We start from the raw sequence: 12,052 nt of genomic DNA on the forward strand, positions 1-12,052 counted from the left end.
GGTGGCTGTCATGCGTCGCGTCGCTTGAGGACGACGGCGGCGCCGATCAGGGCGGCGAGGACGTAGAGGCACATCACGCCGAAGCCGGTCCAGGGGGCGAGGTCGTGCGGGCCCTGCTGGAGGGTGGCGAGGGCCTGGCCGGCGTTGCCGGGCAGGTAGGGGGAGATGGTGTCGCGCCAGGAGCTGGGCAGGGCCTCGGTGAGCAGCGGGAGCAGCATGAGGACGCCGAAGACGCTGGCGATGCCGCCGGCGGTGTTGCGGATGAGGGTGCCCAGGCCGACGGCGAGCAGGCCGACGGCGGTGAGGTAGAGGCCCATGCCGAACACGACGCGGGTGACGCCGGGGGCGCCGAGGGTGGTGTCGAGGTGCTTGCTCGCGAGGATCGACTGGCCGACGAAGAAGGCGATCAGGCAGGCGACGGTGGAGACGGCCCAGGCGACGGCGCCGAAGACGGCGGCCTTGGCCCAGAGCACCGGCAGGCGCTTGGGGACGGCGGACAGCGAGGCGCGGATCATGCCGGTGGAGTACTCGCCGGTGATGATCAGCACGCCGAGGACGCCGATGGCCAGCTGGGCGAAGTGGTAGCCCAGGAGGCTGTGCTCGGCGGCGCCGAAGTGCATGCGTTCGTCGGCGGGCAGGTGGTCCCAGCGGCTGACCGTGCCCCAGCACAGCAGGGCGCCGAAGCCGATGGTGAGGGCGACGGTGATGCCGAGCGTCCAGTAGGTGGAGCGCAGCGAGCGGAACTTGATCCACTCGGCGTGGACGGCCCGGGCGAGGGTGACGCCGGGGCGGGCGGGCCGGGAGGAGGGGGCGAACGCCGGGGTCGCGGTGGCGGCGGCGGGGGCGGCGGGGGTGGCGGTGGTGGCGGTGGTGGTCATGCGGCCATCTCCTTGACCGGCTGGGCGGGGGTGACGACGGCCTGGTACTCCACCGCGTCCTTGGTGAGCTCCATGAAGGCTTCCTCCAGGGAGGCCTGCTTGGGGGTGAGTTCGAACAGCACGAGGGAGTGGGCGGCGGCCAGGCGGCCGATGCGCTCGCAGTCGGTGCCGGTGACTTCCAGGCGGTCGCTCTCCTCGTTCTCGTCGGCGGCCTTCTCGACCTGGACGCCGGGCTGGTCGGCGAGCAGTTCGCGCAGCCGGTCCGCGTCGGGGGTGCGCACGAGGACGGCGCTGCCGGCGGCGCGGGCGGTGAACTCGGCCACCGAGGTGTCGGCGATCAGCCGGCCGCGGCCGATGACGATGAGGTGCTCGGCGGTCAGGGCCATCTCGCTCATCAGGTGGGAGGAGACGAGGACGGTGCGGCCCTCGGCGGCGAGCGACTTGAGGAGGTTGCGGATCCAGCGGATGCCCTCGGGGTCGAGGCCGTTGACCGGCTCGTCGAGGATCACCGTGGCGGGGTCGCCGAGCAGCGCGGAGGCGATGCCCAGGCGCTGGCCCATGCCGAGGGAGAACCCGCCGGCGCGCTTGCGGGCGACCTCGCGCAGGCCCACCAGGTCGACGACCTCCTCCACCCGGCGCCGGGGGATGCCGTGGGTGGCGGCGAGGGCGGCGAGGTGGTTGAAGGCGCTGCGTCCGGTGTGGACGGCCCGGGCCTCCAGCATGGCGCCGACCTCGTGCAGCGGTGCGCCGTGCTCGGCGTAGCGGCGGCCGTTGACGGTGGCGTGCCCGGCGCTGGGGGTGTCGAGGCCGAGCAGCATCCGCATGGTGGTGGACTTGCCGGCGCCGTTGGGGCCGAGGAAGCCGGTGACGATGCCGGGTCGGACGGTGAAACTCAGGTCTTCGACGGCTGTGCGTGTGCCGTAGCGCTTGGTCAGGCCGACGGCTTCGATCATGGCGGGTCCTAGCGGAGGGGGGGACGGTCCGGGGTTGTCGTCTTCCACGCTAGGCACCGGGTGGGGGGTGTTCGAGGGTCACCGGGAGGATCTTGCGGGGGGCGTGCTGGGCCGCGCGATGCACCCGGTGTACATCTCACGACGGATGCCGGGGTGCGGGGGTGCGCCGTCACGTTGGGGAGGAAACGTCACCGAACCGTGATGGTCGGGCGGCGGGTGCGGCGCTCTCTCATACATCCTTAATGTCCGCATTCGGGCGCCCCGGGGCCGGACGGGCCGGCCCGCGTTTTTCCGTGCGGGGCTTGACCGCAGGTCAGAAGCCTTGCGGTGGCGGTCTCGTGCGTTGACGTGCGGGATTGGCGGCCGATAGCGTCCCGCTTGTTTTTCTTTGCCAGCTCGGGGGTGCTGGTGTCTCCCGGGCGCGTCTCTCTTCATTTCCGGAGTGCCCGTGCGTAGCGTTCGAAGACTTGCCCGGCCCCTGGGCGCGGCCCCGGCGGCATCCGCGCCGGACGGCCCCCGGACCCCGCCCGGGCCCCTGCCCGGCGGCGGCGCGGGCAACGGCGTCCCCGCCGGCTGATCCCCTCCCGCGCACCGGCCCCGGCGGGCGCCTGCCCCGGTGCGCGATGACCACGACCCCCTGCCGTCCCGGCCGCTCCGCGCGGCGGCGGGTGTGCGGTGCGTGCTCCCCTGCCGCGCCGCCCGTCACGGAGCGATGTCCAGGACCACCGGTGTGGATTGCGGATTCCGGTGGCCCGCACGGCACCCCGGTGCCCGATTCATGATGGATTGCGAATTTCGATGAGATTGTCACTGACCTCACGGGCCCGGTCGCGCCTCGCGGCCGGGCTCGTGGCCGGCAGCCTGCTGACCGGGCTGCTCTCGACCCCGGCCCTCGCGGCCGACGCGCCGCCGACGGCGACCGCGGCGGATCCGGACCGGGTGAAGGCGGTCGCCGCCTGGCAGGCCGGCGGGCCGGCCGTGCGCCACGCGGCGGAGACCGCGCTGACCGGTTCGGCCGACGACCTGAAGGCGTTCCTGGCGAGCGGTCAGGCCACGGCCGCCGACCAGGACCTGCGGGCCAGGATCGAGGACCTGGTCGCGGACTCCGGCCCCGGGGTGCGTGACGCCGGGACGGCCGCGCTCAAGGGCTCGGCCGACGACCTGAAGAAGTTCCTCGACAAGGGCGCCCAGAAGGCCTACGAGGACGACCAGCGGGTGAAGGTCTCCCAGCTGATCGCCACCGGCGGGCCCGGGGTGAAGGCCGCGGCGTCCAAGGCCATGGACGGCTCCCTGGCGGACGTCAACCAGTTCCTGACCACCGGCCAGTTCAAGGCGAGGGACGACGACGACCGCGTCCACCTCTCGCAGCTGATGGCCTCGGGCGGGCCGGAGGTGAAGAAGGCCGCCGGCGCCGCGCTGGACGGCTCGATGGACGACGTCCAGCAGTTCCTGCAGTACGGCTACCAGACGGCGGCCGCGCACGACCAGGAGACGCTGTCCGTCGGGCAGTTGGCCGACCTGACGAAGACCGCCGCCGACCAGGCCGGCCAGCAGGCGATGACCGCCAAGGACGCGGCCGGCAAGGCCGTCGACGCCACCAGGCTCGCCAAGGAGTCGGCCGAGCGGGCCGCCGCCGAGACCAAGGCGGCGCAGGGCTCGGCCGGGCAGGCGTCGAACGCCGCCGGACGCGCCGCCGACGCGGCCACCCGGGCCGCCGCCGCCGCCAAGACGGCCTCCGCTGCGGCCAGGGCCGCCAACGAGGCCTCCCGCCAGGCCGCCAACGCCGCCGCCAACGCCGCCGCTGCGGCCACCAAGGCCGGCAACGCCGCCTCCCAGGCACTGTCCGCCGCGGCCAACGCCGCGGGCGACAAGACCCAGGCCGACGCCGCCAGCCAGGCCGCGGAGACCGCCCGCAAGGCCGCCGTGGAAGCCCGCACCGCGGGCGAGGCCAGCCAGTGGGCCGGCTTCGCGGCGACCCAGGCGGGTATCGCGGCGCAGGCCGCGGCCTCCTCCGGTGCCGACGCCGCGGCCGCCGCCCAGGCCGCCGCCGACTCCGCCACCTACGCGGGCGTCTCCGACGCGGACGCCGCCCAGGCCCGCCTGGCCGCCGCCCGCGCCAGGAGCGCCGCCGCCGAGGCCACCCGCGCCGCCAACGCCACCGTCGCGATCGCCAACCAGGCCGCCGCGGCAGCGGCGGACGCCCAGCGTGCCGCCAACGACGCCGCGGCCCACGCCGAAGCCGCGGCGACCGCAGCGACGGAGGCCGCCCAGCACGCCGGCGAGTCGGCGAACTGGGCCACCATCGCGGGCACCGCCGCCGCCGCGGCCACCAGCTCCGCCGACTCGGCCGCACAGTCCGCCGCCCAGGCCCACAAGATCACCGACATCGCCCGCGCCTCCGACCAGGAGCGCCTGGACGCCCAGCAGGCCACCGAGATGGCCGCCGCCGACGAGGCCTCGCGCGACGCGGACCTGAAGGCCAGGACCGCGGCCTGGGAGTCCGGCAAGGCGACGCAGTTCGCCGCCGGCACCGACCAGCTGATCAAGGACGCCACCGCCGCCGGCACCGACGCCGGGACCGCCGTGCTCAAGGGCCGTCAGGCCGCCTTCCGGCTGCTGGACTCCGCGGGCCCGTGGACCAGGGAAGCCGCCCAGAGCGCGCTGGAGGGCGACGACAGCGCCGTCCGGACGTTCCTGGGCAGCACGCTGTCCGTCGCCCGCGACCGCGACGACCGCACCAGCGTGATGGCGATCGCCGTGTCCCCCGGCAAGCTGGAGAAGCGCCTGGCCGCCGAGACCGCGTCCGTAGGCACCTCCGACCAGGTGCGCGCGTTCCTCGCCACCGGCCAGTACCCGGGCAAGGACGACGACGACCGCGTCGCCCTCTCGCAGATCATGGCCACGGGTGGCCTGGGCGTGAAGGCCGCGGCCGGCAAGGCCCTGGACGGCACCATCGACGACGTCCGCGCCTTCCTGACCACCGGCCAGTTCAAGGCCCGCGACGACGACAACCGCGTCCAGGTCACCCAGCTGCTCACGACCGGCGGCCCCGAGGTCAAGGCCGCCGCCCAGGCCGTCCTGTCCGGCCCCGCCGACCGGCTGGTGCCGTTCCTGCAGAGCGGCCTGGCCAAGGCCCAGCAGCGCGACGCGATGACCGCCGCCCACGTGGCGACCATCCAGTCCTACCTCGCCGCCATCGACGGCTCGGTCGCCCGGGCACGGCAGTACGCGGCCCAGGCCGCCCAGTCCTACGCCACCGCCCGCAACGCCGCCAACGAGGCCGCCGGCTACGCCAACCAGGCCGGCCAGTCCGCCCAGCAGGCCCAGGGCTTCGCCAACCAGGCCGCCCAGTCCGCGCAGGCCGCCCAGGCCTCCGCGGCGCAGGCCGCCCAGTCCGCCCAGCAGGCCCAGGCCGCCGCGGCCTCCGCCAACGCGGCCGCCCGCAGCGCCGGCTTCTCGGCGTCGGCGGCCACCAGCTACGCCGCCCAGGCCCAGCAGTTCGCGGCCGCCGCCAAGACCGCCTCCGACCAGGCCCAGGCCTCGGCCGCCGCGGCCAAGCAGAGCGCCGACCAGGCCGCCAAGGCCGCCGCCGACGCCCAGGCCGCCGTCTGGACCAAGCAGTGCGCCGACACCGTCGACGGCGTGCTGCAGGACCAGACCGCCACGGTCGACGCCCAGGGCCGGGTCTCCTACGTCGAGGCCGTCCCCCAGGACGACATGAAGACGGACCCGGTCAAGGACGACATGTCCCACTGCACCGCCGGTGACTACACCGAGGGCCGCAGCGGCATCATCATCAAGAACATCGACCCCAAGGTCTGGCACGACAACGGCAAGGGCGACACGGTCTGTGACGTCACGGTCAACGTCAAGATCACCGGCACCGTCAACTACGTGATGAAGACCTGCCCGGAACCGGGCCTGTCGATCGTCGCCTGCGCCGGCAAGTACAGCGTCTGGAACACCGTCGTCGTCAGCAGCACCCAGGTCAGCGACCAGCGCGACGAGACCGTCCAGCTGAGCTACACCGACTACAAGCTGCACTACTCGCCGCAGGCGCAGCTGGGCAACCTGCTGTACCACGCGCTGACCGACGACTTCGTCAAGTGCTACCACGACCCCGGCCTCAACGCGTCCTGCGCGTGGGCCGCGTCCAACTTCATCCCCTACGGCACCCTCGCCAAGGGCGCCAAGGCCATCGTCGCGTTCCGCTTCGCCCTGGAGACCGGCGTCGGCATCGAGGACGCCAAGCTCGCCGTCCAGGCGACGCTCAACGGCTACAGCCAGGCCGCCATCAGCAAGCTGACCTCCACGGCCGACATCGTCGCCAAGTTCCGCCAGACCCTGGCGGACGGCGTCGGTGCCGACGCGGCGCTCCAGGCCCTGAAGAACAACTCGGACATCGAGCGGGGCCTGGTCGACCAGCTGGGCGACGAGCTCACGATCGCCAACGGCGCCCGCGCGGGGTGCCCGACCAACAGTTTCCCGGCCGGCACCAAGGTGCTCATGGGCGACGGCACCACCCGGGCGATCGAGACCCTGCACGCCGGTGACGTGGTGCTCGCGGCGGACCCCGCCACGGGAACCAGCGGGCCCCGCCCGGTGAGCGCCACCGTCTACACCCCCGACGACCGCGACTTCACCGAGCTCACGGTCCGCGCCCCCGACGGCGGCCAGGGCGCGGTCACCGCGACCGACCACCACCCGTTCTGGGTGGAGTCGGCCGGCACCTGGACCGACGCCGGCGACATCCGCCCCGGCGACACGCTGCGCACGGACACCGGCGCCGTCGTCCAGGTCGCCTCGGTGCGCCACTGGACCGGCCTGGAGCCCGCCTACAACCTCACGGTCGAAGGTCTCCACACCTACTTCGTCCTCGCGGGCGACCGCCCGCTGCTGGTGCACAACAGCAGCCTGTGCCCGTCGCGGATCTGGCAGATCCTGCAGAAGCTCGGCCGGCGGCCGGGCGACGAGGGCCCGACCGCCGGGCAGGTGCTCCTGCGCGACGGCGACAACCTGGTGGAGTGGAAGGGCCCGGTGGTCAGCGGCAGCAACGGCGATCCCGCGACCGCGGCCATGGTCCAGGACATCAGCAACTGGCTCCGGCGGCCGGGTTCCACCGTTCCCCCGGTCCCGGGAAGCACGCTGATCTACCCGACCGCCGACCACGTCGAGACGAAACTCGCGTGGGTCATGGCACGGGACGACATCAAGTACGCGGAAGTCGTCATCAACAACGAGAAGGGGCTGTGCGGTCCCGCGTTCTCCTGCGGATACTCCGTTCCCGACATCCTCTACACTGACCAGATCCTGAAGGTCCGCTGGTGGAACAAGGCGGCAGGAAAGCTGGACGAGATAACGCTCTCAGGGACGAGGCCGCGCCCGTAATGATTCTTCACATGTCGTTCGACGGGGAAGACGCATATCCTTCCGGCCCCGAGGAAACCGACCGTCTGATCTCGGAGGCTTTCCACTCCGTCAGCGTGAAGGAAGTCCGTGACGGGAAGTACGTCACGGGCGGCCAGGCCTCGTTCTGCTACACCGAGCCGCCGAAGAGGTTTCCCAGCACCTACCTCTTCGTCGCGGTCAACGAGCTGAGCGGCTTCGGCGCCCTCACCTGGTGCACGGACGGACAGGCCCCCCGGAAGGGCGGGATCTACGACCACGCGTGGATCTCCGACAACCCGGACCCGTCCGGGACGGACTCCCGGCTCGTCTCGGAGACGTACCACCCGAGGTTCCACGACCGGGCGAGCGCGATTCCGCTGCCCCTGGTCCGCGCGGCCGTCGAGGAATACTGCCGGTCCGGCACCGGTGAGCGCCCGGAATGCGTCGGCTGGGTGAGCGGGGAGATCAGCGGCCAACGGCACGACCGCCCGCCGTTCGAGGACGAAGTGGTCCAGGGTCACACGGAGCCGAACTGGGACACCTTCTTCGACGGAGCCCCGCGGTCCGAATGACATCGCCGGGGCGGGGACATTCCCCCGCCCCGGCCGACAGGACTGTTCACCAGCCCCGGAACACGGCGGGCCGCCCCCCACGGTTGCCGCCCCCCGGCTGGGGTGGGCTGCCCCCGGGGGGGGGGCGCCGGGCACGCACCCGGTACCCAAAGGGTCCGCACCGGGTCCGCACATCGGGTCCGCACCGGGTCCGCACCCGGGGGGCACCGCACGGTGCCGGCCGCCGTGCTGTGTGGGCATGCCCGCGGGGGGCGTGCGCCGCTCACGCACCGGATCCGCATCGGGTCCGCACCGGGTTCCTCATCGGGTCCGCACCGGGTCCGCACATCGGGTCCGCACCGGGTCCGCACATCGGGTCCGCACCGGGTCCGCACCCGGGGGGCCGACTTGCGGAGGAAACGTCACCGAACCGTGATAATCCTGCGGCGGGCCGTCGCCCTCGCGTTCATCCGGAAATGTCCGCATTCGAACACCCGGGCCCCCGGACGGCCCGACCGCGTTTTTCCGTGCGGGGCTTGACCCCGGGTCAGGGGTGCGCCGGGGGTGCCCGCATGCTTTGACGTGCACAATTCCGCGACGATAGCTTCCGATTGATTCTTTCTTTGCCGGCTCGGGGGCGCTGGTTTCCCCTGGGCGTATCTCTCTTCTGGAGTGCCCGTGCGTACCGTTCGCAGACTGGCCTGGCCCCTCGGCGCGGCCCTTGCGATCCCCGTCGTCGCCGCCCCGATGCCCGCCGTGGCCGCCGATGCCGCCCCGCCGAGCGCGGTGGAGGGCTTCTCCTACCCCGACGCGGCGAAGGTCCTCGCCGACCGGAACATCACCCTGAAGACCGGCGACGGCCACATCGTCCTCGCCGACTGCGCCTCGGGCCCGGGTCTGGTCCAGCTGTTCAGCCGCGCCGCCAGCCCGAGCGAGGTCTGCTTCAAGATCACCGGCCCCACCGGGTACCTCGCCCTGGAGATCCCGCAGGTCTACAACATCAAGGGCGACGACCACACCATCAAGGCCACGCTGAACACCGCGGGCACCGTCAGCAGCATCGACGTCAACAAGAACGCCTGGACCCCGGTCGGCGAGGGCGGCACCAGCGGCTCCACCACGCTGCTGGAACTGACCGCCACCGACGGACCGGCCGCCCCGGCCAACACCGACTTCCCGGCCGTCGGCACGGTCACGGCCGGGCAGCCCGGCCGTGCCGACGCCCGTTCCTGCACCGCCACCCTGGTGGACCGTTACTGGGTGCTGACCGCCGCGTCCTGCTTCGGCGACCACCCGGCCGCCGGCGCGCCCGCGACCGCGAGCACCGCCACCGTCGCCGGCCGCACCATCGCCATCGCCGAGCTGGCCCCGCGCGCCGAGCGCGACCTGGTGATGGCCCGCCTGACCTCCCCGCTGGACGGCGTCGCCCCCATCGCCGTCACCGGCACCGCCCCGGCGGCCGGGGACGGCCTGCGCATCCCCGGCTACGGCCGCACCGCCACCGACTGGGCGCCGCTCAAGCTCCACACCAGCGCCCACACCACCGGCGCGGTGAACCCCACCAGCATCGACACCGCCCCGGCCGCCGGCCAGGCCCCCGTCTGCCAGGGCGACACGGGCGCGCCGCTGCTGCGCGACCGCAACGGCACCCCCGAGATCGCCGCCGTCGCCTCCCTCTCCTGGCAGGGCGGCTGCCTGGGCACCCCCGCCACCGAGACCCGCACCGGCGCCACCTCCTCCCGCGTCGACGACCTCAGCGCCTGGATCCAGCAGGTGAAGGCCTCCCGTCCGGGCAGCCGGCTGTTCGCCATCGGCGGCGACAACCGGATATGGGCCAACGAGGGCTCCTACTCCACGAACGTGTGGGGCACCTTCGAGGCCGTCCCCCAGAACAGCGGCATCCGCCAGGTCAGCGCCGTGACCATGGGTACCACCGTGCGCCTGTTCGCCATCGGCAGCGACCAGCGCATCTGGAGCGCGAGCAAGGACGGCGCGAACGGCACCTGGAGCGCGTTCCAGATGGTGCCGGGCAACAGCGCCATCCAGCAGGTCACCGCCGTCGCCATGGGCGACAAGGTCCGCCTGTTCGCGATCGGCGGCGACGGCCAGATCTGGACCTCCACCGGCGACTACACGGCCGGCACCTGGAGCACCTTCCAGGCCATCCCCAGCAGCGCCATCAAGAACATCACCGCCGCCACCATCGGCAACACCGTGCACCTGTTCGCCATCGGCGGCGACGACCGCATCTGGACCACCACCGGCGACTACACGGCCGGCACCTGGACCACGTTCAACGCCGTGCCCAACGCCGCCGGCGTCAAGCAGGTGGCCGCCACCACCATCGGCGACACCGCCCGCCTGTTCGCCATCGGCGCCGACGACCGCATCTGGACCGCCGACCAGAAGGCCGACAACAGCTGGACCACCTTCTACGCCGTCGCCAGCAGCGGCATCCAGGGCATCGCCGCCACCCCGGCCGGCTGACACCCGCGCACCCATCGGGCGCCCGGCGGGGCCGGGCGCCCGATGCGATCCACCCGGGAACTGCGTTCGGCCGAACCGGAATTCCCGGCTGCCGAGGCCGCCGGATCCACGGATCCGCCCACCTGCGCGTTCCTTTCTCCCGCCCTTGGCCGGGTATGCCTGGCTGCTCTTTCCAGGTTGCTCTTTCCAGGTTGCTCCTTCCAGCACGGGACCCGACCGCTCGTCAGCGGCCCACCGGAAGACTCCCCGCACGCTTCGACGCGCGCGATTCCACCACCCTGCTCACCGGCTGCCGGCAGCAGGAGCCCACGGACGTCGCTTCCGACGCCGTGCCGCAGGGCGGCAGGCACCCCGGCTCCCCGGGTGCGGCCGCCCCGTCGGCCCCCTGGCCCGCCGGACGGACGCAGGGCCACCCCGCGCACGTGCCAGGGCGCTTCCCGCCGCCCCGCGCGCACCCCGAAGAACTTTCCCCGCACCGCCGGCGCCCCCGTCGGCGGTTCTTCACGGCACTCCGGTGCCCAGACCAGGATGGATTGCGAACTTCCATGCGGATGTCACTGACATCACGGGCCCGATCACGGCTGGCAGCCGGGTTCGTGGCCGGCAGCCTGCTGACCGGGCTGCTCTCGACCCCGGCCCTCGCGGCCGACGCGCCGCCGACGGCGACCGCGGCGAACCCCGACCGGGTCAAGGCGGTCGCCGCCTGGCAGGCCGGCGGACCGGCCGTACGGCACGCCGCCGAGACCGCGCTGACCGGCAGCGGCGACGACCTGACGGCGTTCCTGGCGAGCGGCCAGGCCGCAGCGACCGACCAGGACCTGCGCACCAAGATCGAGAACCTGGTCGCGAACTCCGGCCCCGGCGTGCGCGATGCCGGACAGGCCGCGCTCAAGGGCTCGGCCGACGACCTGAAGAAGTTCCTCGCCACCGGCGCCCAGAAGGCCTACGAGGACGACCAGCGGGTCCGGCTGTCGCAGATCATGGCCGCCGGCGGCCCCGGTGTGAAGGCCGCGGCCGCCAAGGCGCTCGACGGCACCATGACGGACGTCAACCAGTTCCTCAACGAAGGCCAGTTCAAGGCCAAGGACGACGACGACCGCGTCCACCTCTCCCAGCTGATGGCCTCCGGCGGGCCGGAGGTGAAGAAGGCCGCCGGCGCAGCGCTGGACGGCTCGATGGACGACGTCCAGCTGTTCCTGCAGTACGGCTACCAGACCGCCGCCGCCCACGACCAGGAGACCCTGACGGTCGCCCAGCTGGCCGACCTGACGAAGAACGCCACCGCCCAGGCCGGGCAGCAGGCGATGGCCGCCAAGGACGCGGCGGGCAAGGCACTGGACGCCACCCGTCTGGCCAAGGAGGCCTCCGAGCGCGCCGCCAACGAGACCAAGGCCGCCCAGGGTTCGGCCGGGCAGGCGTCGAACGCGGCCAACCGCGCCGCCGACGCCGCCACCCGCGCCGCCGCCGCGGCCAAGACCGCCTCCGCGGCCGCGAGGGCCGCCAACGAGGCGTCCCGCCAGGCCGCCAACGCCGCCGCCGACGCCGCGTCCGCCGCGACGAAGGCGGGCAACGCCGCCTCCAGGGCGCTCTCCGCCGCGGCCGGCGCCGCCGGTGACGCCGGGCAGGCCGACGCGGCCCGCAACGCCGCAGTCACCGCCCGCGACGCCGCCGTCCAGGCCCGCACCGCGGGCGAGGCCAGCCAGTGGGCCGGCTTCGCGGCCGCCCAGGCAGGCGCCGCCGCGCAGGCCGCCGCCTCCTCCGGCACGAACGCCGCCGCGGCCGCCCAGGCCGCCGC

The 12,052-nt window shown here is 73.6% G+C and carries 6 protein-coding genes; 4 read left to right on the forward strand and 2 right to left on the reverse strand.

What is annotated here, in order from left to right; genetic code table 11:
- Positions 1–8: 8 nt before the first annotated feature.
- Positions 9–878: an ABC transporter permease subunit gene (locus ACFVU9_RS26175; RefSeq protein WP_387597291.1), complete on the reverse strand. Its 870-nt coding sequence runs from the start codon at positions 876–878 to the stop codon at positions 9–11.
- Positions 875–1,831 (reverse strand): ABC transporter ATP-binding protein, encoded by a 957-nt coding sequence (locus tag ACFVU9_RS26180; protein ID WP_380496846.1) that lies wholly within the window; start codon positions 1,829–1,831, stop codon positions 875–877. Before ACFVU9_RS26180 ends, ACFVU9_RS26175 begins: the two co-directional genes overlap by 4 nt.
- Positions 1,832–2,629: 798 nt before the next feature.
- Here ACFVU9_RS26180 and ACFVU9_RS26185 point away from each other — a divergent pair.
- The 4 genes from ACFVU9_RS26185 to ACFVU9_RS26200 form a co-directional block, all read left to right on the forward strand.
- Complete coding sequence (locus tag ACFVU9_RS26185) at positions 2,630–7,219, forward strand: polymorphic toxin-type HINT domain-containing protein (RefSeq protein ID WP_387597294.1); 4,590 nt, start codon at positions 2,630–2,632, stop codon at positions 7,217–7,219.
- An 11-nt stretch (positions 7,220–7,230) separates the two neighbouring features.
- Positions 7,231–7,791 carry an Imm1 family immunity protein gene (locus ACFVU9_RS26190; protein WP_387597297.1) on the forward strand — a complete coding sequence of 187 codons (561 nt, stop codon included), beginning with the start codon at positions 7,231–7,233 and terminating at the stop codon, positions 7,789–7,791.
- A 657-nt stretch (positions 7,792–8,448) separates the two neighbouring features.
- Positions 8,449–10,257 carry a trypsin-like serine protease gene (locus ACFVU9_RS26195; RefSeq protein WP_387597300.1) on the forward strand — a complete coding sequence of 603 codons (1,809 nt, stop codon included), beginning with the start codon at positions 8,449–8,451 and terminating at the stop codon, positions 10,255–10,257.
- Between the two features lie 545 nt (positions 10,258–10,802).
- Positions 10,803–12,052, forward strand: a 1,250-nt coding sequence (locus ACFVU9_RS26200) for an ALF repeat-containing protein (protein WP_387597303.1), incomplete at its 3' end; no start/stop codon positions are given.

The sequence above is a fragment of the Kitasatospora sp. NPDC057936 genome (genome assembly GCF_042887525.1).
GTDB lineage: Bacteria > Actinomycetota > Actinomycetes > Streptomycetales > Streptomycetaceae > Kitasatospora.

What these genes read in the sequence shown, in the direction of transcription:
- ACFVU9_RS26175 (WP_387597291.1), bottom strand. Translation starts at nt 878, where the DNA reads ATGACCACCACCGCCACCACCGCCACCCCCGCCGCCCCCGCCGCCGCC.
- ACFVU9_RS26180 (WP_380496846.1), bottom strand. Translation starts at nt 1,831, where the DNA reads ATGATCGAAGCCGTCGGCCTGACCAAGCGCTACGGCACACGCACAGCC.
- ACFVU9_RS26185 (WP_387597294.1), top strand. Translation starts at nt 2,630, where the DNA reads ATGAGATTGTCACTGACCTCACGGGCCCGGTCGCGCCTCGCGGCCGGG.
- ACFVU9_RS26190 (WP_387597297.1), top strand. Translation starts at nt 7,231, where the DNA reads ATGTCGTTCGACGGGGAAGACGCATATCCTTCCGGCCCCGAGGAAACC.